Raw genomic sequence first — 25,930 nt, forward strand, 5'->3', positions numbered from 1 at the left:
GATCTGAGCTGTCCGTCGTGTACTCACGTGAACTTGAACCACCTTGCTGCGCAGACTCCGGCCACTGCGGCCCAGATGAGTAGTACGAGAATCGAAAACCAGTCCATCGAGGTGTCGAGGGCCGCTTCGAGTGCGTGTGCGAGAGCGCCGGACGGAACAATGCGGACCAGCGTGTGAACAGCGGTCGGAAGTTCGCCGCTGGCGAAGACCACACTGCCGATGCCCACCATGATGAACCACAGGATGTTGGCGAGCGCGAGAACGATCTCTGCTCGCAAAGTACCGCCGAGCAGTAGGCCAAGCGCTGCAAATGTGACAGTACCGATGGCAATGACCACTGCACCGAGTACAAGTTCGACGAACGACGGACGCCATCCCAACGCCAAACCGATAGCGCCGAGCAAGAGTGACTGCAGAGCCACGACGATGATGACGGCAGCGCTCTTGCCTGCGATGATTCCCCACCGCGGTAGCGGCGTTGCACCGAGTCGCTTGAGCGCGCCGTATCGGCGGTCGAATCCGACGGCGATGGCCTGTCCGGTGAACGCCGTCGACATCACGGCAACCATCATGACACCAGGGAGCACGGTATCGACCCGAGAATCGCCCAAATCGCCGATCGGAAGTAGACACAGTCCGATGAGCAGGGTGATCGGGATGAACATGGTGAGCAGCAATTGCTCACCGTTGCGGAGCAGAAGAGTCAGCTCCAGTTTGGTCTGCGCCGCCAGCATCTTGGCCGCCGAATTGGGGCGGGGATCCGGCGAGAAGGTGCCTGGCTCGAAGCGGTTCTCGGCGAGCCGTCGGTCTCTGGCAACGCTGATGGGACTGCTCTGGCCGTTCGACGCTGTTTCGTTCATGACCTTGATCTCCGTCATCCCCTCAGTTCCCGGCCCGTCAATTCGAGGAAGACGTCTTCCAGACTCCGTTGATCGACGCGAATGTCGTTGATCAGCACGTCCTGATCGGCACACCACGTTGCGACAGTCGCCACGGTTGCCGGATCGATTGCACCTTCGACGACATAGGTGCCGGGGTTGGATTCCTCGATGCGGAACCCGGCGAGTGAACCGGCCAGCGAATCGAGGCTCAAACCGGGAACCGTCGTCAGACGGAGTTGTCCTTCGGCGCCCTTGCTGGTGACCTCCGCCGGCGTTCCCGACGCGACGATCTTGCCGTGGTCGATGATGACCAGTTCGTCGGCGAGCGCTTCGGCCTCGTCCATGAGGTGTGTGGTGAGCAGGACGCTCACGCCGTCGCGTCGCAGAGCGTCGATGAGTTCCCACACGAGCAGGCGCGCCTGAGCGTCGAGGCCGGCGGTGGGTTCGTCCAGAAATACCAACTCGGGACGCCCGACCAGCGCGCACGCCAGGGACAGTCGTTGCTGCTGGCCTCCGGAGAGGCGGCGGTACGGGGTCTTGCGCGCATCGGTGAGGCCGAGTTTGGAAAGGAGCCAGGCGGGATCGAGCGGGTCGGCCGAGTATGCGGCCACGAGGTCGAGCATTTCCCCGGCCTTGGACCCGGGGTACGCGCCGCCGCCCTGCAGCATGACGCCGATTCGCGAGCGGACTTCACCGGAGTCGGCGATGGGGTCGAGACCGAGCACTCGAACCGTGCCGGCATCGGGGGTGACAAACCCTTCGCACATCTCGACGGTGGTTGTCTTGCCGGCTCCGTTGGGGCCGAGCAGGGCAACGACCTGGGCCGTCTCGACAGTGAGATCGATACCGTCGACGGCTCGAACACCGTCGAAGGACTTGACGACACCCTGGATCTGTACCGCCGGCGTCGACGATCTGGAGGCTCTCGAGGTCACGGGGAATCAGCGTAAGCCCCCGCCGAGTTGTCTTCGTCTACCGGTCCGCCTTTCGTGATCTCCGCTACTGGCTTGTCGCTACGCCAGGGGAGTGAATTGCGGGTGAAGACGATGAGCGTTCCGGCGGTGAGGATGGTCGCGATGACGGCCTGCACGATCATGAACGGAAGGTATTCGGCGCCGTTGGACATCAACATGACGCTGACGATCGAGGTGAAGACGACGGCAGGGATGCGGAAAATCGGCGCGGTGGCCCACGCCGCCAACGGAAGGATCGCCCACAGCAGGTACCACGGCTGAACGACGGGGAACAGGAGAACGATCGCGCCGAGCGCGATGCCGAGTCCGCCGACCGGATGGATGCGGCCCATGTAGACCGAGATCATCATCCGTGCGGTGACGAGCATGGCGACGAGAGTAGCGATGGGCCGCGTGATCGTGAGGATCGCCGTCGTGTGATCGCCGAGTCCGAGCAGTACGCCTGCCAATCCCGTGCCGACGCCCAGGAGCGTCGGGATGGACATCCAACTCCGGACTGCCGTGGCGGTGTCGAGGGTGTTGATCCAACCCATACCGAGCCCACTGGCCACGCTGATGACAAACGTGACGACAGCGGCAACGATGCCCAGGAGAATCGCGGCTCCCGCCAGGGCTTTCCAGGTTCCACCCCAACGCCGAGCCAAGGCCATGCCGACAAATCCCAGCGCAAGCAAGGACGGAATTTTGACGGTCGACGACAACGCGATCAAACCTGATCCCGCAACGAGATAGAACAGCGCTCGCCCTCGGATGGGCCCGGACCCTTCGACTGCGCGGAGGGCGATCTCGATTCCGGCGAGCATCAACCCGAGCATGAGCGCTTCGTTGTGGATGCCGGCCACCAAGTGGAAGAGCAACAGCGGGTTCGCGGCACCGAGCCAGAGCGAACTGACGGCAGAGACACCGCATCGCTTGGCCAGTCGCGGTATCGCCCACACGATGAGCGCGACGCCGGCCAATGCGAGCAAGCGGTGCAAGAAGATTCCGGCCACGATGTTGTCGCCGGTCAGTGAGCTGATCCCGCGTCCCAGCCACAGGAAGAACGGACCGTACGGAGCCGGGGTGTCGCGCCAGATCGTCGGAACCGTGCGGGTGAGAACGTGGTCGACGCCCAGTGCCGCCTTGGGGCCGATGGCGTACGGATCGAGTCCACGGGCCGCGATTTCGCTTTGAGCCAGATACGAGTAGACGTCGCGGCTGAACATCGGCGGTGCGACCGAGAGCGGCAGGATCCACAGCAGGAGTGTGCGGTCCAACTGGGAACGGGTCATGCGCCGCGGTGCGCCGGAACGGCTGCGTATGTCCCCGACTGCAAATCGGCCCATCATCAGCCAGGCCAGAACGACGAGCACGGTTCCGGTCATCGTCATGGTGAGTGAGACCGTCGGCATACGTCCGGGAAGGCTGAGGACTCGAAGTCCTGCGGTCGGATTCTGCAGGACGGGTTGCGCGCCGGCGCCGAGCGCTCCGACTGCCATCAAGACCGCGCCGGTTGCGCCGAATCGGCGGATCCCTCGCAGTTGTGCGGTTTCCTTCGCGTTCAGGCCCGGGCGCTCGTCCTCGTCGCCGTGCAGCACCGCGGCCATACTCTGCCGGGGAGCGGATCCGAAAGGTCGAACGCCGATTGTGGAAAGCGCGAGTGCCTTGGGTTTTTCCAGCAGGATCGCGCGCGCCGATCGCGCGGTCGTCGTCTTCTCGGGGGTCTGCGGCACACCAGGCAGCGTAGCGGCTCCATCCAGCCGGACAGACAAGCACAAACAACGTACGTTGTCCGGATATTCCCGACTGTAATGCAGGTTGCCCTTAGTAGACCTGCGAAAAGAATTCCGTCACACTTGTGTTGTGAAAAGAAATGCGTCAGACCCACGAAGCAAGGAAGTTGCAGGTCAGCCCACTGTAGCGGCCTCGCCGAGTGCTGCCGCAAATCCGGTGACGGTGAGCGTCGAAGGTCAGACGCGGGCGGCAGTGGTCAAGCTGCTACTCGAAGAAGGCCCCATTACCGCCTCCGAAATCGGCACGCGCCTCGGTTTGAGTGCCGCAGGTGTCCGACGTCACTTGGACGCTTTGATCGAGTCCGGCGAAGCCCGAACTGCTTCGGCGTCGTCGCTGCGTCAGCGTGGACGAGGTCGTCCCGCCAAGCAGTTCCAGATCACCGCGACCGGTCGCGGCCGCCTCGGCCACACCTACGACGATCTGGCGGGAGCCGCGATGCGGCAACTCCGTGAAATCGGCGGAGACGCGGCAATCGAGGAGTTCGCCAAGCGTCGGGTCCAGGCGATCGTCGGAGACGTCGAACCGGCTGATCCGACAGATGTCGACAACGTCGAGGCGACAGCGGACGCAATCGCCGAAGCCTTCAATGCGGTGGGGTTCGCAGCGTCGACCCGGCCGGTCGGCAACGGCGTGCAGATCTGCCAACACCATTGCCCGGTTTCCCATGTGGCAGAAGAGTTTCCGGAACTGTGCGAGGCAGAGCAGCAAGCATTCCGGCAATTGCTCGGGACTCATGTTCAGCGTCTGGCGACCATCGCCAACGGTGACTGCGCCTGCACGACGCACGTGCCCCTCGTGTCCACCGGGAGTAGATGACCGGACCAGAGTGTTCTACAGAGCGTTGCCACCGTGCAGCGTTCGAATAGAGATTTTTCAGCTATTTCTTCAAAGTCAGAACTGCTCGACCACAGCGACCAGCCCTCGCTGAACCCGAGCAGCCGTCAAGAAACAAGACTCCGGAAGGAGCTCGCATGACCGTCACATCAGACCAGGCGACTACCACTGCGGCAGCAGGCACCGAGCCGCTCACGCAGGAAGAGACCATCGCGTCCCTCGGTCATTACGGCTACGGCTGGTCCGATTCCGACGAAGCCGGAGCCAGCGCGCAGCGCGGGTTGTCCGAGGCTGTCGTGCGGGACATCTCCGCCAAGAAGAGCGAGCCCGAGTGGATGCTCGACATCCGCCTCAAGGCGCTGCGCACCTTCGACAAGAAGCCGATGCCGAACTGGGGCAGCGACCTCGAAGGTATTCACTTCGACAACATCAAGTACTTCGTCCGGTCCAGCGAGAAGCAGGCCGAGTCGTGGGAAGATCTGCCCGAGGACATCAAGAACACGTACGACAAGCTCGGCATCCCCGAGGCGGAGAAGCAGCGCCTCGTGGCCGGCGTCGCAGCTCAGTACGAGTCCGAGGTCGTCTACCACTCGATCCGTGAGGACCTCGAGGAGCAGGGCGTCATCTTCCTCGACACGGACACCGGTCTCAAGCAGCACCCGGAGCTGTTCAAGGAGTACTTCGGATCGGTCATCCCGGCCGGCGACAACAAGTTCTCCGCGCTGAACACCGCCGTGTGGTCCGGTGGCTCGTTCATCTACGTTCCGCCGGGAGTCCACGTGGACATCCCGTTGCAGGCGTACTTCCGCATCAACACCGAGAACATGGGTCAGTTCGAGCGCACCCTGATCATCGTCGACGAAGATGCCTCCGTGCACTATGTCGAGGGTTGCACCGCGCCGATCTACAAGTCCGATTCACTGCACTCGGCCGTCGTCGAGATCATCGTGAAGAAGGGCGGCCACTGCCGCTACACGACCATCCAGAACTGGTCCAACAACGTCTACAACCTGGTGACCAAGCGCACCAAGGTCGAGGCCGGCGGATCCATGGAGTGGGTCGACGGCAACATCGGCTCCAAGGTCACCATGAAGTACCCGGCCGTGTGGCTGATGGGCGAGTACGCCCGCGGTGAGGTTCTCTCCGTTGCGTTCTCCGGCGAGGGCCAGCACCAGGACACCGGCGCCAAGATGCTCCACCTCGCGCCGCACACGTCCTCGACCATCATCAGCAAGTCTGTCGCCCGTGGTGGTGGACGTGCGTCGTACCGCGGTCTGGTGCAGGTCAACAAGGGTGCCCACGGCTCCAAGTCGACCGTCAAATGTGACGCTCTGCTCGTCGACCAGATCAGCCGCAGCGACACCTACCCGTACGTCGACATCCGCGAGGACGACGTCACCATGGGTCACGAGGCCACCGTCTCCAAGGTCAGTGACGATCAGCTCTTCTACCTGATGAGCCGCGGACTGACCGAGGACGAGGCGATGGCCACCATCGTGCGTGGATTCGTCGAGCCCATCGCGAAGGAACTCCCGATGGAGTACGCGCTCGAGCTCAACCGCCTTATCGAACTTCAGATGGAAGGGGCTGTGGGTTAGTGACCACGCCAGAGACCGGAGTCATCGGAGCTGTTGCCGGGGAGAACCCGACCGCTCCTGTAAAGGGTGCAGCCACAGGCTCACCCATCACGAACAAGGGTGAGCAGTTCTCCTCGTTCGACGTCAATGCTTTCGAGGTTCCCGGCGGACGTGACGAGATCTGGCGGTTCACCCCGCTGCGTCGCCTCCGGGGATTGCACGACGGCAGCGCCGTCGCCAACGGACAGGTCACCGTCGAGGTCGACGGCGGAAGCGACATCACCGTCGAGACCGTCGGCCGTGACGACGCACGTCTGGGCAAAGCCGGCGTTCCCGCTGATCGCATTGCAGCGCAGGCGTATTCGAGCTTCGAGACGGCAACGGTCATCTCGGTTGGCGCCGAGGTCGAGGTCGAGAAGCCCGTCGTGGTCACCATGACCGGCCCCGGAGTCGACAACGTCGCCTACGGACACACCCAGATTCGTCTGGCGCAGTTCGCCAAGGCGACGTTCGTGATCGACCAGCGCGGCAGCGGAACCTTCGCGGAGAACATCGAATTCGTTCTCGGTGACAGTGCGCAGCTGACGGTGGTGGCCATCCAGGACTGGGCGGACGACGCAGTTCACGTGACGTCACACCACGCTCGCCTGAACCGCGACGCAGTGCTTCGATACACCTCGATCAGCCTGGGCGGCGATCTGGTTCGCCTGTCCGCCACCGTCAAGTACGACGGACCGGGCGGCGACGCCGAACTGCTCGGCCTGTACTTCGCCGACGCCGGCCAGCATCTGGAACAGCGTCTGCTGGTGGATCATTCGCAGCCCAACTGCAAGTCCAACGTGGTCTACAAGGGTGCGCTTCAGGGAGATCCCGGATCCGGCAAGCCCGACGCGCACACCGTGTGGATCGGCGACGTTCTCATCCGCGCCGCAGCGGAGGGCACCGACACGTTCGAGCTCAACCGCAACCTGGTGCTGACCGACGGCGCCCGCGCCGACTCGGTTCCGAACCTCGAAATCGAGACCGGTGAGATCGTCGGGGCCGGCCACGCAAGTGCAACGGGACGTTTCGACGACGAGCAGCTGTTCTACCTGCGTGCTCGTGGTATCCCGGAGGATCAGGCTCGTCGTCTGGTCGTACGTGGGTTCTTCCACGAAATCATCAACAAGATCGCTGTTCCCGAGGTGCGCGATCGCCTCGAAGCCGCAGTCGAAGCCGAACTCGCAGCCGTCGGCTCCTGACCGCCCCGCCGGCGACACCACCCCGTCGCTACGCTCGCCCGCCTCATCTTGAAGGAATTTCATGTCTACCAGTGACAACACCACCACCTCGGTCCTCGAGGTTCGTGACCTGCACGTCGAGGTCGCCAACTCCGATGCCAACGCCGAGCCCATCCAGATCCTCAAGGGCGTCGACCTGACGGTCCGCTCGGGGGAGACCCACGCGATCATGGGCCCCAACGGCTCCGGCAAGTCGACTCTGTCGTACGCCATCGCCGGTCACCCCAAGTACCAGGTCACGTCCGGCTCCATCACCCTCAACGGTGAAGACGTCCTCGCAATGAGCGTCGACGAGCGTGCGCGTGCCGGGCTCTTCCTGGCCATGCAGTACCCCGTCGAGGTTCCCGGCGTTTCCATGTCCAACTTCCTGCGCACCGCCGCTACGGCCGTGCGAGGCGAGGCTCCCAAGCTGCGCCACTGGGTCAAGGAAGTCAAGGAAGCCCTCAGCGAGCTCGAGATCGATCCCTCGTTCATCGAGCGCTCGGTCAACGAAGGCTTCTCCGGTGGCGAGAAGAAGCGCCACGAGATCCTGCAGTTGGGCATGCTCAAGCCGAAGATCGCGATCCTCGACGAGACCGATTCCGGCCTCGACGTCGACGCTCTGCGCACCGTCTCCGAAGGCGTCAACCGCTACAAGGAGCGCGAGAACGGCGGCGTTCTGCTGATCACGCACTACACGCGCATTCTGCGCTACATCAACCCCGACTTCGTTCACGTGTTCGTCGGTGGCCGCATCGTCGAGTCCGGTGGACCGGAGCTGGCCGACGAGCTCGAGACCAACGGCTACGTTCGTTTCACCGCGGACACCGCAGCTACCCAGGGAGCGTAATCACGATGACCACCTCGGTGCGCGAGCTCGACGTCACAGCGGTTCGGGCCGACTTCCCGATCCTGGCGCGAACCGTGCGCGACGGAAAACCTTTGGTGTACTTGGATTCCGGCGCTACCTCACAGCGTCCGGTCCAGGTTCTCGATGCCGAACGGGACTTCCTGACCACGTGTAACGCGGCAGTACACCGGGGTGCTCATCAGCTCGCAGAAGAGGCGACTGACGCGTACGAGAATGCTCGCGCCACCATCGCTTCCTTCGTGGGTGCGGATTCGGACGAGTTGGTGTTCACCAAGAACGCCACCGAGGCTCTCAATCTGGTGACCTACGTTCTCGGTGACGATCGCTTCGACCGCCATGTCGGTCCTGGCGACGAAATCGTCATCACCGAACTCGAACACCACGCCAACCTCGTTCCCTGGCAGGAACTTGCGCGCCGAACCGGCGCGACGCTCAAGTGGTACGGCGTCACCGACGACGGCCGGATCGATCTCGATTCGCTACAGCTGACAGACGCGGTGAAGGTCGTTTCGTTCACCCACCAGTCCAACGTGACCGGCGCGATCGCGCCCGTCGAGGAATTGGTGCGACGAGCACGCGCCGTCGGTGCACTCGTCGTGCTCGACGCGTGCCAGTCGGTGCCTCACATGGCCGTCGACTTCCACGAACTGGGAGTGGACTACGCGGCGTTCTCGGGCCACAAGATGCTCGGCCCTTCGGGGGTCGGAGTTCTCTACGGCCGTCGTGAACTGCTGGCAGCGATGCCTCCGTTCATCACCGGCGGGTCGATGATCGAGACGGTCACCATGGAGGTCAGCACTTACGCGCCACCGCCTCAGCGTTTCGAAGCCGGCGTACCGATGACCTCACAGGTGGTCGGGTTGGGCGCTGCCGTGGATTACCTGAAAACCTTCGGGATGGACGCAGTCGCCGCGCACGAGCACGTGTTGGTGGAGGCTGCTCTCGAAAAGTTGTCGGCGATCGAAGGTCTGCGCATCATCGGACCGCAGACGTCCGAGAACCGCGGCGGAGCGATTTCCTTTGTCGTGGACGGTATTCACGCCCACGACCTCGGACAGATCCTCGACGACGAGGGCGTCGCGATTCGCGTCGGACACCATTGTGCGTGGCCGCTGCATCGTAAGTTCGGTGTCGCTGCGACGGCCCGTGCGTCGTTTGCGCTCTACAACACCACCGCGGAAATCGATGTTCTCGTTGCCGCGATCAAGCGTGCGCAGGAATTTTTCGGTGTCGCAGGGGAGTTGAACTGAATCATGCGCATGGAGCAGATGTATCAGGAAGTGATCCTCGATCACTACAAACATCCGCACGGCCGCGGACTCCGTGAGCCGTTCGGCGCCGAGGTGCACCACGTCAACCCGACGTGTGGCGACGAGGTGACGTTGCGCGTCCAGATATCCGAGGACGGAACGGTCTCCGACGTCTCGTACGACGGTCAGGGTTGTTCGATCAGCCAGGCGTCGACGTCGGTGCTCAACGACCTCGTCATCGGGATGCAGGTCACCGACGCACTGAAGACGGTGACGGCGTTCAACGAGATGGTGAGCAGTCGGGGCACCGTCGAGGGGGACGAGGACGTTCTCGGCGACGGTATCGCGTTCGTCGGAGTCTCGAAGTATCCGGCACGCGTGAAGTGCGCCTTGCTCGGATGGATGGCATTCAAGGATGCTGTAGTCCAGATTGTCGACGGCAGTGCTGTGACGACGGCGGACAGCAGCAGTGAATTGGTCGACACGACTGAAGGACAGGGATCATGACCGAGACACAACCAGTGCAGGACGCCGAGGTCGGCGCTCCGGTGAATCCGAATCCCGATTCCACTGCGGAATTCGGTGGCGCACAGGGCAGTGGCACTGTCCCGTCGCCTGAGCGACTCGACGAACTCGAAGAAGCGATGCGCGACGTCGTCGATCCCGAACTGGGAATCAACGTCGTCGATCTCGGCTTGGTCTACGGACTCTTCGAAGACGACGGTGTCGTCACTATCGACATGACTTTGACGTCGGCGGCGTGCCCGTTGACCGACGTGATCGAGGACCAGGCGCGCGGCGCACTTGTGCGTAGCGATCTGTGTACCGACATGAAGATCAACTGGGTGTGGTTGCCGCCGTGGGGACCGGACAAGATCACCGAAGACGGACGCGAGCAACTGCGCGCACTCGGCTTCACGGTCTGACAAGCAACCTCGGCACGATCAACTGAATACATTTCACCGGAGCGTCGGTGCCCGTTCGTCGGGTACCGGCGCTTCGGTTTGTTATATAGGGCCGTTTTAGCCATGATATTCAGGACAATAGTCCCAAATGGTTGTTTGATGAATATTTGCTGGAAGCTGACTGATCGGTAACATCGCAGCTGATTGTCACGATGTGATCTCCGGCGGGCGATTTGCCAGTTTCCACCCGAGCTTTCCAAAGTATTCGTCTCATTTTCGAAGTGCCCCGATCAGTTCGAAGCGTCCAGCGGACGCATAAACCTGTTTGCATCATGATCAAGTTGTAAGAGGGAGATTCGTGTGGATGGCAGTCCCGACCGAGGAATCGTTTCCGCAGCTCGTCCGGACGACGAACTCACCTTCCCTCTTTCTGCCGCGCAACTTTCCCTGCTTGTCGCACAACAGCTTCGACCCGAGATTCCCGTCAGCATCGCTCAGTACGTGGACGTGGACGGCCCACTCGACATCGAGCTGCTGACCGCTGCCAGCAAACAGACCGGTCGTGAGATCGGCTCCGGATATCTGCGCCTGGTGGAGGTGGACGGGGTTGCGCGTCAGTGGCTCGATCTCGACATGGACGACTCCCTCGACGTGGTCGATCTTCGCGCCGAATCGGATCCGGAATCTGCAGCGCAGGAATGGATGCGCAGAGAGCACACTGCTGCCATCGATCCGTTCACCGATCGCCTGGTCAGGCTGGCAGTCCTGGTGCTTCGCGACGACCATTACTACTGGTACAGCCGTATTCATCACGTAGCGCTCGACGGTTTCGGCGCGATGTCGATGATGAACCGCACAGCCGAGATCTACACCGCCGCGGGGCGCGATCTACCAGTTCCCCCAGCGGTAACTGCCCCCCTCCAATCGTTGGTGAAGGCAGAGGCCAACTATCTGGGCTCCACGCGGTGGGAGCGCGATCGCGACTACTGGAACACCAAGATGGCCGACAAACCGGGCGGAACCTCGCTCGCGTCCTCGACTGCTCCGTCGCAGGCATGGTCTCGCCTACGGTCGGCGACGGTACCTACGGAACTGCGGAGCTCCCTCGAACGGCTGGCCGCCGCCCACGATGTGACGACGTCGTCAGTGGTGATCGGTGCTCTGGCGGCTTACCTCGCCCGGGCCACCGGGACCCGCGACGTGGTCCTCAGCCTGCCGGTCTCGGGGCGGACGACAAAAGCTGCTCGCCGGTCCGGCGGAATGATGTCGAACGTCGTCCCGATACGTGCGAGCGTCGATCCGCATTTCGCGGTCGGGGACTTGCTGCACGAGGTGAAGATCGAACTCACCGGCGCACTGCGTCATCAGAAGTACCGCCACGAGGACCTACGACGCGACCTCAACGCCGGTGATCACAGCATCGCCGACGGACGAGGCTTCCACGGGCCGTTGATCAACCTCATGCTGTTCCATTCCGGAATCACTCTCGGGGACGCGCACGGCGAACTGAACGTGATCTCGACCGGGCCGATCGAAGACCTCTCCGTCAACGTCTATCAGACTTCCGCAGCCGAAGAGATCCAGATCGACTTCGCCGCGAATCCAGACCTGTACACCAACGAGGACATCTCGCGTCACCACCGGCGTTTCCTCGAGTTCCTCGACTTGTTCTGCGCTGCGGAATCGGGAACTCGATTGATGGATATCGACCCCGACGCCGCGGGTAAATGGATCGCCGAAGTTCAACACGCCCGCAACGTCGAGTACTGGTCTGCGACCTTGTCGAACCCCGCCGAGGAACTGGGTTTGCCGGTCGTCGCCGGATCCGGTCGAACGTCCACGCCCCTCGAGATCGAGGCAGGCCTCTGCCGGAGCCTCGAGACGATGGCGACGACGATGAACACGAGTCTGTTCGTGCTGTTCCAGTCTGCGATGGCCGGACTGCTGCGCCGCGTCGGTTCGGCCGACGAGGTGTCGATCGGCGTCTCGGTCCGAGGGTACGGCGCCTCCAATCCGGACGATTTCGTCTCGATGTTCGCCAACCAGTTGGTGCTTCGCTCGACGGTGTCGAACACCATGACGCTCACCGACCTGGTCGGTGCGGTGGACACCGTCGCAATCGAAGCTCTCGAACACGCAGACATTCTTCTGTCTTCGGTGACCGCCGCACTCGGTGACGGCCGCTGGGTCGAGACGGGCCCGTTGTTCCGGGCGATGGTCTGCTTCGAGGAGCCGCTGGATGCTCACCCGAGATTTCCGGGGCTCATGGTCGGTGCGCCTATCGGATCGGATCTGGCCACCGTGCCGGAACTGTTTGTCTCCCTGGCGATTCCGACTGGTGAGCATGCCGATTTCGATCAGCCGATCTCCGGTGTTCTGGATTGGCTCGGCACGAAGGAGCAAGCCGAGGACCTCGCCGACCGTTATCTACGAATCTTGACCGCGATGGTCGGTGCTCCGCACTCGGCGCTCGGCTCAGTGGATCTACTGCGCCCGGACGCGCGCCAGGCGCTGGTGCCGTCCGTTCTGCCGATTACCCCGGTCCGAACGCTCTCCGAGATCCTTTCCGACCGCATTCGGGCGACCCCGGAAGCGATCGCCGTGGTCGCGGGCAGCGAGCGCGTGTCGTACCGCGAACTCGATCGACGTTCGAATCAGTTGGCGCGCAAGCTCGTCGATCATGGCGTGCAATCCGAGTCGTTGGTCGGAATCATGCTGCCGAAATCCGTGGACATGATCGTTGCCGCTGTCGCGGTAGTGAGGGCCGGCGGCGGATACCTCCCACTCGATCGTGCACACCCCGCCGAGCGTTTGGCATACGTGGTCGAGGATGCGCAACCGGTGTGCGTCATCTCCGATTCCACTTTCCCGAACTCCGCCTTCCCGAACTCTGACGTGGTGGTCGTCGGCGTCGAATCCGACGAATACTCCGGTGAGAGTCTGGAAACCGATGAGCGCCCGCGCGGACACGGAGCCGACAATCTGGCGTACGTGATCTACACCTCGGGGTCGACGGGCCGACCCAAAGGTGTCTCCGTCACCCACGCCACCGTGGTGCGATTGTTCGAGAACACGCACGTCGAATTCGGATTCGACGGCAACGACGTGTGGACGATGTTCCACTCGTTCGCCTTCGACTTCTCGGTCTGGGAACTGTGGGGCGCGCTGCTCCACGGCGGAACGCTGGTCCTGGTCGATCACGAGGTATCACGCGACCCTGACGCCTTCCGGGCGCTGGTCGCCGCAGAAGGCGTCACCGTGCTCAATCAGACGCCCTCGGCCTTCTACCAGTACATCGAAGCCGACCTTCGGGCCGATTCGGAGACCCGGCTCCGGTACGTGATCTTCGGTGGCGAAGCCTTGGACCTGCGTCGACTCGGGCGCTGGTACGACAATCACCCGGGGTACGAAAGTCACACGGAATCCGCGCCTGCACTCGTCAACATGTACGGCATCACCGAGACGACGGTGCACGTCACCCATCTCGAACTCGACCGGGCGAGCGCGAGTGCGCTGACCGGCAGCCGGATCGGTGACGCGATCGACGGACTTCGTGTGTACCTGCTCGACGAGCATCTCTCCCCGGTCCCGGTGGGGATCGCGGGGGAGATCTATGTCGCGGGCGGTCAACTCGCCCGTGGCTATCTGGGCCGTCCAGACCTCACCGCGGGCCGGTTCGTCGCCGATCCGTTCAATGCCGGCGGACGACGGTTGTACCGGTCCGGCGACCGCGCACGATGGATTGCGCCCGGACAACTCGAGTACCTCGGACGCGGCGACGCGCAGGTCAAGATCCGCGGATTCCGGATCGAACTCGGCGAAATCGACTCCGTCATCCTCAGCGCGCCGGGAATCGACGATGCCGTGACCGTCGTGGCTCCGACGCCGGCGGGCGGCGCTCTCGTGACCTATGTGACCGCTTCCGACGTCGTGGACGCCGAAGCCCTCCGAGCTCACGCCGCCGAAGCCCTCCCGACCTACATGGTTCCCGATGCCTTCATGGTCCTCGATTCGATTCCGTTGACCACCAACGGAAAACTGGACCGGCGTGCGCTGCCTTCGCCTATCCTGGCCTCCACCAAGGTCTTCCGACCCCCGACGACCCCGACCGAGGGCAAGGTTGCGGCGGTTCTGGCTGACATCCTGAGTAGTGGACCGCTCGGACTCGACGATAATTTCTTCCATCTGGGCGGAAACTCGCTGGTAGCGACGACGGCGGTAGCGCGCTTGACCGAAGCCACCGGGGTTAAAATGCCGCTGCGTGCACTCTTCGACCATCCCACGGTGTCTGGGATCGCGGCGACGATCGAGCGTGCGGCACAGACCCCGGACGCCGACGGTATTCAGGTCGTGGCCCGGCCGCCTGTACTGCCTCTCGCTCCCGCGCAGCAGCGACTGTGGTTCCTGAACCGCGTGGCACCGGAATCAGGTGCGTACAACATTCCACTGGCGGTGTCGTTGCGCGGCGCCGTCGATCCCGACGCACTCAGTGCCGCGATCGTGGACGTCGTGACACGTCACGAGTCACTACGCACCGTGTTTCCTCAGATCGGGGACAACGCGACGCAGAAGGTTCTGGGCCTGGGCGAGGGGATCGCAGGGCTCGAGTCGATCGACGTGGAACGCGGAAGCCTCGAGAGAGTGATCTTCGAATTCTCTTCGGCCGGTTTCGATCTGGTCCGCGAACGTCCGGTGCGCTACCTGCTGATCACTGTCGCCGCCGAGAAGGAAGGCGATGACGAGGAAGCTGTCCTCGTAGTGGTTCTGCACCACATGGTGGCCGACGGTTGGTCGCTCGCGCCGTTGGCTGCTGATCTCACCGGCGCCTACGCCGCCCGCGTCGGCGGCAACAGCCCGCAGTGGGCACCCCTTCCGGTGCAGTACGCCGACTACACGCTCTGGCACCGAGAACACCTCGGCGACGCGTCATCCACCGATTCACTTGCCCACTCACAGATCGCGTTCTGGAAGCAGCAGCTGGCGGGAGCGCCCGAGCAGCTCCACCTGCCGACGGACCGTCCGCGCGCACTCGACCCGACCATGCGCGGAGCCGGAGTCGACATCAGAATCGGCGCTTCCACGCATCAGAAGCTCGTTGTACTTGCCGCCGATCACGACGCCACGCCGTTCATCGCCCTGCACGCGTGCTTCGCCCTGCTTCTGGCCAGGTACAGCGGCACGGACGACATCGTCATCGGAACACCGGTGGCCGGACGAGGGGACAGATCTCTCGATCTGCTCGTCGGCATGTTCGTCAACACTCTGGCCTTGCGGACCGTCGTCGATCGGGACGCAACGTTCGCCGCACACCTGTCGCAGGTCAGGGCCGTCGACGTGGATGCCTTCGACAATGCGGACGTGCCTTTCGACGTCGTCGTGGACGCGCTCGAACTGGACCGCTCGCCTGCGCACCATCCGGTCTTTCAAGCTGCCATCACCTCGCGGATAACCACCGCTCACACAGCCGAACTGGCCGGGGTGTCGATGACGGCGCGGGCAGTCGAGACGGGGCTGACCAAGTTCGACCTCGAGCTCACCGTTACCGAACGTCACGAGTCCGGGGCCGCAGCAGGAATCGATGCCACGTTCACCTATTCCACCGACCTGTTCGACAACGCGACCGTCGAAGCCTTGGCGCGAAACTTCGTAACCCTCGTGGAATCGGCAGTGTCGGAACCGACTGCACCGGTTGGTGACCTTCGTGTACTCGGATCGCGGGAGAGTGCCGCGACGTTGCCGCGACGCGGTGTGGCTTCGGTGGGCGAATCGACGCTGGCGCAGATCCTCGGAGACACCGCGAGGAAGTATCCCGACGCGATCGCCCTCGAAGACTCCGAGCGCTCACTCTCGTACGGGGAGCTGGAGCGTCGATCGAATCGGATCGCTCGATACCTCATGGACCTGGGCGTCGGCCCCGAGACACCGGTCGCACTGGCAGTTGCCCGATCGGTCGACTCCGTGCTCGCAGTCTGGTCGGTCACCAAAGCCGGTGGCGTTTTCGTCCCGGTCGATCCCCGTTATCCCGCAGATCGAGTTGCGCACATGCTCGCGGATTCGGGTGTGCGGATCGGAATTCGGTCCGCCGAGGTTGCGGCCGGTCCGGCAGCCGGTGGGAACGTCGCAGTCTGGATCGACCTCGGCGACGCGGACACGGTTGCAGAATGTGCCGCCTACTCCGACGCTGCCATCGACGACGCTGACAGAACAGCGTCGATCACTGCGGCGTCGGCCGCGTACGTCATCTACACGTCCGGCTCGACCGGAGTGCCGAAGGGCACCGTCGTCACTCACGCGGGTTTGGCCAATCTTGCTCGCGAACAACAGGATTGGTACCGGATCACCGCCGGGTCGCGAACTCTGCATTTTGCGTCACCGAGCTTCGACGGCGCCGTACTCGAGCTACTGCTCGCCGGTTCGACCGGCGCGACGATGGTGATCGCCCCTCCCGACATCTACGGAGGGGAGGCGTTGAGCGAGTTCCTCCGAAGCCGCGAGGTCACTCATGCCTTCATCACTCCGGCTGCGCTGGCGACCGTCGATCCGGCGGGCGTGACGGCACTGGAATGCGTAGTCGTCGGCGGCGACGTGTGCACGCCGGAATTGGTCTCGAGCTGGGGCAACGGGCGCAGACTGCACAACGGATACGGTCCGACCGAAACCACTGTCATGGTTGCCATCAGTGACCCACTCTCACCGGGGGAGCCGATCACCATCGGCGGTCCCATCCGCGGAATCGACGCCGTGGTGCTCGACTCTCGGCTGCAACCGGTCCCGATCGGCGGCGTCGGCGAGCTGTACATCGGTGGGCCGGGCCTTGCACGTGGTTACCACCTTCGTCCCGCGCTGACGTCGGATCGGTTTGTCGCGCATCCGTACTCGACGCCCGGTGCCCGGATTTACCGAACCGGTGACCTGGTCCGCTGGACCAAGGACCTGACCCTTCGCTACGTGGGCCGCAGCGATCATCAGCTCAAGATCCGCGGGTTCCGCATCGAACTCGGCGAGATCGACGCTGCTCTGATGGATTCCCCTCTCGTCCAGTTCGCCACGACGATTCCCGTCGAATCCGCCGCGGGTACCACTCTGGCGTCGTACGTGTTGCTGAGCGGCGACGCTGATATCGAGTCGCTGTTCGTGGGACTCGCCGACACGCTGCCGCGGTACATGATTCCGTCGTCGATCACCCCGATCGACGCCATTCCGTTGACTCCGGTCGGCAAACTCGATCGCAGAGCGTTGCCGACGCCGATACCGCGCGAAATCCTCGGAACGGGCCGTGAACCCGAGGCCGGACTCGAACGAACCGTTGCCGACGTGTTCGCTTCACTGCTCGACGTGCCCGAGGTCCGGGCCGGAGACAGCTTCTTCGATCTCGGGGGCAACTCGCTCGTCGCGACGCAGGTGTCCGCGCGGTTGAGCGCAGCGACGGGACTCACGGTGGACGTTCGCTCGATCTTCGAAGCGCCGACCGTCGAAGCGCTTGCTGCACGTCTGGCGGCGAGCGCCGGAGAATCAGACGATCGACCTGCCCTGAGCGCCGGCGCTCGGCCGGACCGCCTACCGCTCTCCGCCGCGCAACAGCGCCTGTGGTTCGTCAATCGCTTCGACCCCCAGTCCGCGGTCTACAACATTCCGTTCGCGATCCGCATCACCGGAGACATCCACGGCGATGCACTCGAGGAGGCGCTTGCGGACGTCATTGCACGCCATGAGGTGCTTCGAACGATCTACGTCGACAGCCCCGACGGCCCGAGCCAGGTCATCCGAGCAATTTCCGACGTGCAGTTCTCCGTCGAGCGCTACCGCGGATCCGAAGGTGTGGACGCGGCGACGACGGAGTTCGCGGCGCGTGGGTTCGATCTCGGTTCGGATCTGCCGATTCGGGCCATGTTGGTGCGCGAGGACACTTTCGCTCACGTACTGGTCGTCGTCATCCACCACATCGCCTTCGACGGCTGGTCCCTGACTCCCTTTGCGACAGATTTCGTCGCGGCGTACTCCGCACGCGTCGTCGGAGACGCCCCGGTTTTCACACCGCTCGACGTGCAGTACGCCGACTACGCGGTGTGGCAGCAAGACTCGCTCGGACAGGTCGGCGACCAGGAGTCTCTGGTTGCCCGCGAACTGACCTTCTGGACCACTGCCATGGCTGGTGCCCCGGACGAGGTACTGCTACCGGTCGATCGCCCACGCGGATCTGTCTCCACGACCGCCGTGGGATCGGTGCCGATCGTCATCGACGCGGCGACCGGGGAGCGTCTCGCCGCCTTGGCGAGGCGCAGTGGCTCGACGCAGTTCATGGTCGTACACGCGATCCTGGCGGTTGTTCTCGCGCGTCTCGGTGCAACCGACGACGTGGTGGTCGGCACCCCGGTGGCAGGCCGCGGGCGACCCGAGCTGGATTCCCTGATCGGGATGTTCGTCAATTCGGTACCGCTTCGCACGCCGGTCGATCACCGAGCGCCGTTCACCTCTCTGCTCGAGGTCGTCCGTGAACGCGACCTTGCCGCCTTTGCGCACCCCGAGCTGCCCTTCGAGGTGCTGGTCGACGCCCTCGATCTCGACCGGTCGACTACGCGACACCCCCTGTTCCAGGTCATGCTGTCCTATCACCAGAACGTGGTTTCGCCGCAGGTCACGGTCCACGACGCGCATCTCGAAGCGCAAGCACTCGAACCGTCCGTCGCGAAGTTCGACCTCGAGTTCACCCTGCTGGCAGGCGATTCCGAGAAGACCGAGATCACCGGGTCGCTCAGGTTCGCCGAGGCGCTCTTCGACATTGCCACCGCGGAAACGATCGCCGCGCGTGTGCAGTCGGTGGCCCGCGCCGTCGCCGCAGATCCGGAGACCGCGATCGGCGACCTAGATTTCCTCAGCACCCTCGAGCGGGCGTCGCTGATGCCGGTACGAGGTCCGGCGTGGACAGCCTCGCGTACCTTGGCCGAAATATTGACGCGGACCGCCACCCGTTCAGGCGATTCGGTGGCCCTTCGATCCGGTGACACCACCGTGCTCTACCGAGATCTCTTCGCCCGTGCATCGGCGCTTGCCCGCCGTCTGACCACGGAAGGGATCGGTGCCGAAGACATTGTGGCGATCGCGATTCCGCGCTCGATCGACTCTATCGTCGCCTTGTGGGGCGTTTCCTTGACCGGCGCCGCGTTTGTTCCGGTCGATCCGCGATACCCCGCCGATCGCATTCTGCACATGCTCACCGACTCCGGAGCCACTCGCGGAGTGACGACGGAAGCGGTGATCGAATCACTGCCCCGCCCGGTTCCGTGGATGACAATGGACGACATCCACGGCGACGGTGTCGGGCAGCCGGTTCCGGCCGCGCCGATCCGAATCGACAACCTCGCCTACATCATCTACACCTCCGGATCGACGGGAAAGCCCAAGGGCGTCAGCATCACTCATCGTGGCCTGAGCGCGTTGGCGGCCGAGCAGACGGCGCGTTACGGCATCTCGGCGCAGTCGCGGACGCTGCACTTCTCCTCACCGAGCTTCGACGCATCCATCCTCGAACTGCTGCTCGCAGTCGGTGAAGGCGCGACGATGGTGATCGCCTCTCCCGACGTCTACGGCGGCCAGGACCTCGCCGAATTGGTCACCGATCACCAGGTGACCCACGCGTTCATCACACCGGCAGCGCTGGCCTCGGTCGATCCCACCGGGCTGGACGTCTTGCAGTCGATCGTTGTCGGTGGCGAGGCATGCCCACCCGAACTGGTCCGTAAGTGGGCACCGGGTCGCCGATTGTTCAACGGCTACGGGCCGACGGAAACCACCGTCATGGTCTGCATCAGTGATGCCTTGAGCGTGGGGGAGACCGTGACCATCGGCGGGCCCGTCCGCGGCGTGTCCGCGGTAATTCTCGACGGCTCGGCTCAGCCGGTACCCGTCGGGGTCACCGGTGAGCTCTACATCGCCGGCCTGGGACTTGCCCGCGGCTACCTCGACCAACCCGCCTTGACGGCGACGCGATTCGTGGCAGCGCCGTTCGGCCCGGCCGGCACCCGCATGTACCGGACCGGTGACTTGGTTCGGTGGACGCCGCTCGGGACGATCGAATACGTCGGACGCTCCGATCACCAGGTGAAAGTGCGCGGATTCCGCATCGAACTGGGCGAGATCGACTCCGTCCTCAGCACTTACCCCGGCGTCGAGTTCGCGGTCACCGTGGGCGTCGACGCAGCTTCCGGTGAGACGATGTTGGCGTCGTACGTAGTGCTCGGCGCCGATGCGGTCGAGATGGACGAGTTGCTGAGCCATGCGCGCCGCTCACTGCCCGCCTTCATGGTGCCGTCGGCGATCACCCCGATCGATCACGTACCGCTGACCCCCGTCGGGAAGCTCGACCGATCGGCGCTGCCGGCGCCGACACTGCGTTCGTCCGAGCGAAGTGTCGAGCCGCTGACGACCGCGACCGAACTCCAGGTTGCCGGCGTCGTGGCGGAACTGCTGGGTATCGAACAGATCAGTGCGTCGGACAGTTTCTTCGAACTCGGTGGCAACTCACTGCTCGCCACCAGACTGGCCCAGCGACTCGGCGAGTCGTTGGGCAGGCAGGTGCCTGTCCGAATGCTGTTCGAGCACGCCGAAATTCGGGAACTTGCCACCGCGCTCGACACATCCGCCGGGGCGAAGGCGCTTCCACCGATCACCGCCGTAGACCGCCCCGAGCGAATTCCGCTGTCCTACGCGCAAGCACGCATCTGGTTCCTCAACCAGATGGATCCCGGCTCACCCGCGTACAACGTCCCTGCTGCGATCTCCCTCGACGGTGCACTCGACGTGCCGGCCCTCGAAGCTGCGGTCCTCGACGTGATCGAAAGGCACGAAATCCTGCGCACGGTGTTCCCCGACTCCGGCACCGGTCCACACCAGGTGATCCAGGATGCATTCACCTCGCTCGAGTACGGAAATGCGGACACCCGTGAACCGGCAGTGCTCGCCAGAGAATTCGCGTCGCGTGGATTCGACATCACGACCCAAGCTCCCGTTCGCGCGCTCCTGCTCGAATCGACGCCGCAGCACCACACACTTGTCATCGTGATCCACCACATCGCGGCGGACGGATGGTCGATCGCGCCGTTGATGAAGGACGTGCTCACCGCCTACGTCGCGAGAAGTTCGGGACACGCTCCCGAGTTCACCCCGCTCGAAGTGCACTACGCGGACTTCGCCATCTGGCAGCGGGAAGCGCTGGGCTCGGTGGACGAATCCGAGAGCGTGCTAGGGGCACAGGCGTCGTACTGGCGGGAGACGTTGCGGGGCGCACCTGAATTGATCGACCTTCCGAGCGATCGAGCGCGTCCGCTCACCCAGTCGTTGAGCGGTGCCCACACCGCGGTCTCGCTTCCGGCGCACACCCGGATCGCGGTCGAGGCGGTTGCCGGAGCCAATGCGGCGACGCCGTTCATGGTGTTGCACGCTGCCTATGCCGTCCTGCTGTCCAGGCTGAGTCGAAGCACGGACATCGTGATCGGATCTCCGGTCGCCGGGCGAGGACACCGCGTTCTCGACGACCTCGTGGGAATGTTCGTGGGCACGGTCGGACTGCGCACGACGGTCGACCCCGGGTCGACGTTCGTCGACGTTCTGCGTACTGTCCGCTCCGTCGATCTCGACGCCTTCGCCCACGCGGACATTCCGTTCGAGCAGGTCGTGGACGTGGTGGCGCCGACCCGGACCACCGACCGTCATCCGGTGTTCCAGACGATGATCTCGTTCCACGGCGCCCACCCGACGACGTGGGACCTGCCTGGACTTGCCGTTCGTGCGCACGAGATCACACCGGACATCGCCAAGTACGACCTGCAGTTCACCGTTGTCGAACAGACCGCGGAGGAAGGCGGCGGCTACGAGGCCTCCCTCACCTACGCGAAGGATCTCTTCGACACCGATACGGCGGAGTCGTTTGCAGTGATGCTGGAAACGATCGTCGAGACACTGACTGCCCAGCCCTCCGCCGTCGTCGGTGACGTGGATCTTGCGGGACGTCGCCTGCGTGCGTTGCCCGGACGTCCGGCCGGCGATGCTTTGACCTTGCCGGAGTTGCTGCTTCGCGGCGCGGCCGATCCGCACGCTCCGGCAATCGTCGACGTCGCCGCTTCCGTCACGCTCACGTACGGCGAACTCGACCGACGCTCCGACGCAATGGCGTTTGCGTTGATCGCTCGCGGAATAGCGCCGGAAATGATTGTGGCACTGGCGCTTCCAAGGTCGGCCGACTATGTGATCGCGCTCTGGGCTGTAGCGAAAGCCGGCGGAGTGTTTCTTCCCGTGGATCCGGCGTACCCCGCCGAGCGGATCGAGCACATGCTCACCGACAGTGGGGCGGTACTCGGTATCACCAGGGGCGAGTATGCGGCCGGCCTTCCGGGCGTCACGTCGTGGATCGAGTTGGATGCGATCGAATTCACCACCGAAATCGAGGCAGTCCATTCCGAGACACTGCCGGACGCGCCACTCGAGTTCGACAACCCGGCCTACTTGATCTACACCTCGGGCTCGACAGGAAAACCCAAGGGCGTGTTGGTCACTCACGCGGGACTGGCAGCGTTTGCCGACGAACAGCGGGAGCGTTTCGGCGTCACCGCGCACTCTCGCGCTCTGAGCTTCGCCTCGACGAGCTTCGACGCGTCGGTTCTCGAGCTCCTTCTGGCTTTCGGCGCCGGCGCAACGATGGTGATAGCGCCGCCGACAGTTCTCGGCGGTGTCGAATTGCACGAACTGCTCGACGAGCAGACGATCACCCATGCTTTCGTGACTCCAGCCGCCTTGGCGACTGTCGATCCCGCCGGGCTCGACCATCTCGAAGCCGTCGTCGTCGGCGGCGACGCCTGTTCCGCCGACCTCGTATCTCGGTGGGCACCGGGGCGCCGAATGTTCAACGCGTACGGCCCGACCGAGGCCACCGTCGCAGTCACCATCAGTGATTCGCTGGTCGCGGGGGAGCCCGTGACGATCGGCGGCCCGATCCGCGGCGTGGACGCGATGATTCTCGATTCCCGACTGCACTCGGTTCCCGGCCAGGTCGTCGGTGAGCTCTACGTCAGCGGCGACGGTCTCGCCCGCGGGTACCTCGGCAACCCCGCACTCACAGCCGCGCGCTTCGTCGCCGACCCGCATGGACCCGAAGGCGCTCGGATGTACCGCACCGGGGATCTTGTGCGCGAAGATCGCTCAGGGGCACTGATCTACCTCGGACGCGCAGACCACCAGGTCAAGATCCGAGGGTTCCGAATCGAACTCGGAGAAATCGACGCGGTGCTGGCAGCGGAAGCGTCCGTGCATTCGGCTGTCAGCGTCGTCGTCGGGGAGGGCGTCGACGCTCGGATCGTCGCGTACGTCGTCCCGGCACATGCGGACTTCGACGCCGCCGCGCTACGCCGTCACGCAGGTATATCGCTGCCTGCGCACATGATCCCGTCCGCTGTTGTCGTGATCGGCGCAGTCCCGACCACACCGGCGGGCAAGCTCGATCGCAGCGCTCTGCCTGCTCCCAACTGGGAGTCGCCGAGTGGACGCAGTCCGGAAGGCAGCGACGAGATCGCGATCTGCGCTGCTTTCGCAGAGGTACTCGATCTGGCCGACGTAGACACGTACGCCGATTCGAGTTTCTTCGAACTCGGCGGCAACTCACTCATGGCAACGCGTTTGGTCGCTGCCATCAAAGAACGCACCAGCATGACCGTCCCCGTCGCGTGGATATTCTCCGACCCGACTCCGGAGGCATTGGCGCGCAGACTCTTCGAACTCGAGGCAACAGTTGTGACAAGTGACGCGGATATCTCCGCACTTGCGGTAGTCCTGCCACTACGTCCGGAAGGCCGCGCCGAGCCACTGTTCTGCATCCATCCGGCCATCGGATTGGCCTGGTGCTACGGAGCGCTCGATCGCTACGTCGACTCCAGCCGGCCGCTCTACGGCCTGCAGTCGCCGGTCCTGACGGACTCCGAATTTCGGGCGGAGCTGATCGAGGACTTCGCGGCGCGGTACGTCGAGGAAATTCGCGGAGTTCAGCCGCACGGTCCGTATCACCTGCTGGGGTGGTCGATCGGCGGATTGATCGCTCACGCGGCGGCGGTGCAGTTGCAAGCCGCGGGTGAGAGCGTCGCCGACCTGATTCTGCTCGACAGCTTCGTTCTCGAAGACCCGACGATGGCGGGCGCGCAGCCTTCTCTCGCCGAACTGATCGGCGGGTTGGGGATCTCGGTCCCGGACACCGGCGAGCGTGATCTGACACCCGAGGACGCCGAAGCGCTCTTGCTCGAAGCCATCGGCGATCACCCTTTGGTCTCGAGCGATCGGATCGAGCGACTGTTCGAGGAATACTCCGCAGGCGCCGAACTGGCTCACCGATACCGCCCGGGCAAGTTCGTGGGCGATCTGCTGTTCTTCTCGGCACACGCCGACACCTTCGACCCGCTGCGAACCGCGTCGGCGTGGCGACCGTTCGTCTCCGGGGTGATCATCGACCGTCCGGTGCCCACGTCACACGCCGAAATGTTCACCGAGGCAGGTCTGGAGGCGATCGGACCCGTGATCAACCTTGCGGTCGGAACGGGTCGTCACGCGGCCCCGGACGTCGACGCAGAGTTGGACGCTCTGATCGAGGTCCAAGACGTGCGCGGCTGACTCAGGCTCGTTTCTTCCTCGGTGTGGTCGACTTCGACGAGCCGGCCTTGGAGGCGTTCGACTTCGCTTCGTCCACACTGCGCTGCAGTGCGGCAACCAGGTCCACCACCTCCGCATCGGTGCCCTCTTGGTCGACCTCGGCGGCCGGGATGACCTTCTTGCCGCCGTTCTCGATCATCTCGTCGAGCAACTGCCTCAGTTGGAGCTGATAGTCGTCGGTGAACTCGGTCGGATCGAAATCGCCCGCCATGCTCTCGACGAGCGTCTGCGCCATCTTCAGTTCCTTCGCCTTCGGCTTCTCCACGTCGTCGAGGGAAGGGAACTCTGCTGCACGAACTTCGTCGGGCCACAGCAAGGTCTGGATCACCAGAACACCATCGCGAGCGCGCATCGCGGCCAGGCGCGTCTTCTGTCGCAGCGTGAAATGCACCAGTGCCGTTCGATCACTCTCGGTGAGCACAGTCGAAAGCAGGACGTACGCCTTCGGCGACGCCGAATCGGGCTCGAGGAAGTAACTCTTCTCGAACAAGATCGGATCGATCTGATCGTTCGGCACGAATTCCAGCACCGGAATCTCGTGCTTCTCCGCAGCCGGGAGTTTGTTGAAGTCCTCGTCGCTCAAGATGACGCGCGATCCGTCTTCCGAGTCGTACGCCTTGTCGATGTCCGCGAACTGAACCGTGTTTCCGCACTCGGAACACACACGGTTGTACTTGATGCGGCCACCGTCTTTTGCATGGACCTGGTGAAATCGGATGTCGTGGTCCTCGGTCGCCGAGTACACCTTGACCGGGACGTTGACCAGACCGAAGGCTATCGAGCCTTTCCAAATCGAGCGCATGCCTCCCATGATGGTCGCCGCCGGCCGTTTGCGCGAGGCAAACGATCACGGTTGATCCCGAACCGTTGCGTGTGGATGGGTCGGTTCGGGGCGTATCGAGCGGGTATCCCCTTCGAGAA

The 25,930-nt window shown here is 63.8% G+C and carries 12 protein-coding genes; 8 read left to right on the forward strand and 4 right to left on the reverse strand.

Annotation, left to right across the window (positions count from 1 at the left end; translation table 11 throughout):
• Positions 1-23 precede the first annotated feature (23 nt).
• The 3 genes from ASU23_RS23110 to mptB are packed head-to-tail and all read right to left on the reverse strand — an operon-like array spanning position 24 to position 3,567.
• Positions 24-878, reverse strand: coding sequence for an ABC transporter permease (locus ASU23_RS23110; protein WP_003944914.1), 855 nt, complete (start codon positions 876-878; stop codon positions 24-26).
• Positions 875-1,816: an ABC transporter ATP-binding protein gene (locus tag ASU23_RS23115; RefSeq protein ID WP_007727917.1), complete on the reverse strand. Its 942-nt coding sequence runs from the start codon at positions 1,814-1,816 to the stop codon at positions 875-877. The genes ASU23_RS23110 and ASU23_RS23115 overlap by 4 nt, the downstream gene beginning before the upstream one ends.
• Positions 1,813-3,567, reverse strand: coding sequence for a polyprenol phosphomannose-dependent alpha 1,6 mannosyltransferase MptB (gene mptB, locus ASU23_RS23120; RefSeq protein ID WP_003944776.1), 1,755 nt, complete (start codon positions 3,565-3,567; stop codon positions 1,813-1,815). The genes ASU23_RS23115 and mptB overlap by 4 nt, the downstream gene beginning before the upstream one ends.
• 130 nt (positions 3,568-3,697) lie before the next feature.
• On the opposite strand from mptB, the gene ASU23_RS23125 reads away from it, so the two are divergent.
• The 8 genes from ASU23_RS23125 (at position 3,698) to ASU23_RS23160 (ending at position 24,970) form a co-directional block, all read left to right on the forward strand.
• The gene (locus tag ASU23_RS23125) at positions 3,698-4,444 is read left to right on the forward strand and encodes a metalloregulator ArsR/SmtB family transcription factor (RefSeq protein WP_269455348.1); all 747 of its coding nucleotides are present in this window, start codon (positions 3,698-3,700) and stop codon (positions 4,442-4,444) included.
• 155 nt (positions 4,445-4,599) lie between these two features.
• Positions 4,600-6,060: a Fe-S cluster assembly protein SufB gene (gene sufB / locus ASU23_RS23130; protein WP_003944799.1), complete on the forward strand. Its 1,461-nt coding sequence runs from the start codon at positions 4,600-4,602 to the stop codon at positions 6,058-6,060.
• The gene (gene sufD / locus ASU23_RS23135; protein ID WP_042919809.1) at positions 6,060-7,280 is read left to right on the forward strand and encodes a Fe-S cluster assembly protein SufD; all 1,221 of its coding nucleotides are present in this window, start codon (positions 6,060-6,062) and stop codon (positions 7,278-7,280) included. Before sufB ends, sufD begins: the two co-directional genes overlap by 1 nt.
• A gap of 61 nt (positions 7,281-7,341) precedes the next feature.
• The gene (gene sufC / locus ASU23_RS23140; RefSeq protein WP_003944795.1) at positions 7,342-8,148 is read left to right on the forward strand and encodes a Fe-S cluster assembly ATPase SufC; all 807 of its coding nucleotides are present in this window, start codon (positions 7,342-7,344) and stop codon (positions 8,146-8,148) included.
• Positions 8,149-8,153: 5 nt separating this feature from the next.
• Entirely contained in the window at positions 8,154-9,419 is a 1,266-nt protein-coding gene (locus ASU23_RS23145; RefSeq protein ID WP_058038774.1) for a cysteine desulfurase, read from the forward strand.
• 3 nt (positions 9,420-9,422) lie between these two features.
• Entirely contained in the window at positions 9,423-9,926 is a 504-nt protein-coding gene (gene sufU, locus ASU23_RS23150) for a Fe-S cluster assembly sulfur transfer protein SufU (RefSeq protein WP_003944894.1), read from the forward strand.
• Positions 9,923-10,345, forward strand: a complete 423-nt coding sequence (locus ASU23_RS23155; RefSeq protein WP_003944963.1) for a metal-sulfur cluster assembly factor — start codon at positions 9,923-9,925, stop codon at positions 10,343-10,345. The genes sufU and ASU23_RS23155 overlap by 4 nt, the downstream gene beginning before the upstream one ends.
• A 339-nt stretch (positions 10,346-10,684) precedes the next feature.
• Positions 10,685-24,970 carry a non-ribosomal peptide synthetase gene (locus ASU23_RS23160; RefSeq protein ID WP_058038775.1) on the forward strand — a complete coding sequence of 4,762 codons (14,286 nt, stop codon included), beginning with the start codon at positions 10,685-10,687 and terminating at the stop codon, positions 24,968-24,970.
• Position 24,971: 1 nt separating this feature from the next.
• On the opposite strand, the gene ASU23_RS23165 is transcribed toward ASU23_RS23160, so the two are convergent.
• Complete coding sequence (locus ASU23_RS23165; protein WP_020907736.1) at positions 24,972-25,820, reverse strand: Ku protein; 849 nt, start codon at positions 25,818-25,820, stop codon at positions 24,972-24,974.
• Between the last annotated feature and the right edge of the window lie 110 nt (positions 25,821-25,930).

It is taken from the genome of Rhodococcus sp. KB6 (assembly GCF_001445685.1).
In the GTDB taxonomy this organism is placed as follows: Bacteria; Actinomycetota; Actinomycetes; order Mycobacteriales; family Mycobacteriaceae; genus Rhodococcus_F; species Rhodococcus_F qingshengii.

What these genes read in the sequence shown, in the direction of transcription:
- sufB (WP_003944799.1), top strand. Translation starts at nt 4,600, where the DNA reads ATGACCGTCACATCAGACCAGGCGACTACCACTGCGGCAGCAGGCACC.
- ASU23_RS23165 (WP_020907736.1), bottom strand. Translation starts at nt 25,820, where the DNA reads ATGGGAGGCATGCGCTCGATTTGGAAAGGCTCGATAGCCTTCGGTCTG.
- ASU23_RS23110 (WP_003944914.1), bottom strand. Translation starts at nt 878, where the DNA reads ATGACGGAGATCAAGGTCATGAACGAAACAGCGTCGAACGGCCAGAGC.
- ASU23_RS23155 (WP_003944963.1), top strand. Translation starts at nt 9,923, where the DNA reads ATGACCGAGACACAACCAGTGCAGGACGCCGAGGTCGGCGCTCCGGTG.
- sufC (WP_003944795.1), top strand. Translation starts at nt 7,342, where the DNA reads ATGTCTACCAGTGACAACACCACCACCTCGGTCCTCGAGGTTCGTGAC.
- ASU23_RS23145 (WP_058038774.1), top strand. Translation starts at nt 8,154, where the DNA reads ATGACCACCTCGGTGCGCGAGCTCGACGTCACAGCGGTTCGGGCCGAC.
- sufU (WP_003944894.1), top strand. Translation starts at nt 9,423, where the DNA reads ATGCGCATGGAGCAGATGTATCAGGAAGTGATCCTCGATCACTACAAA.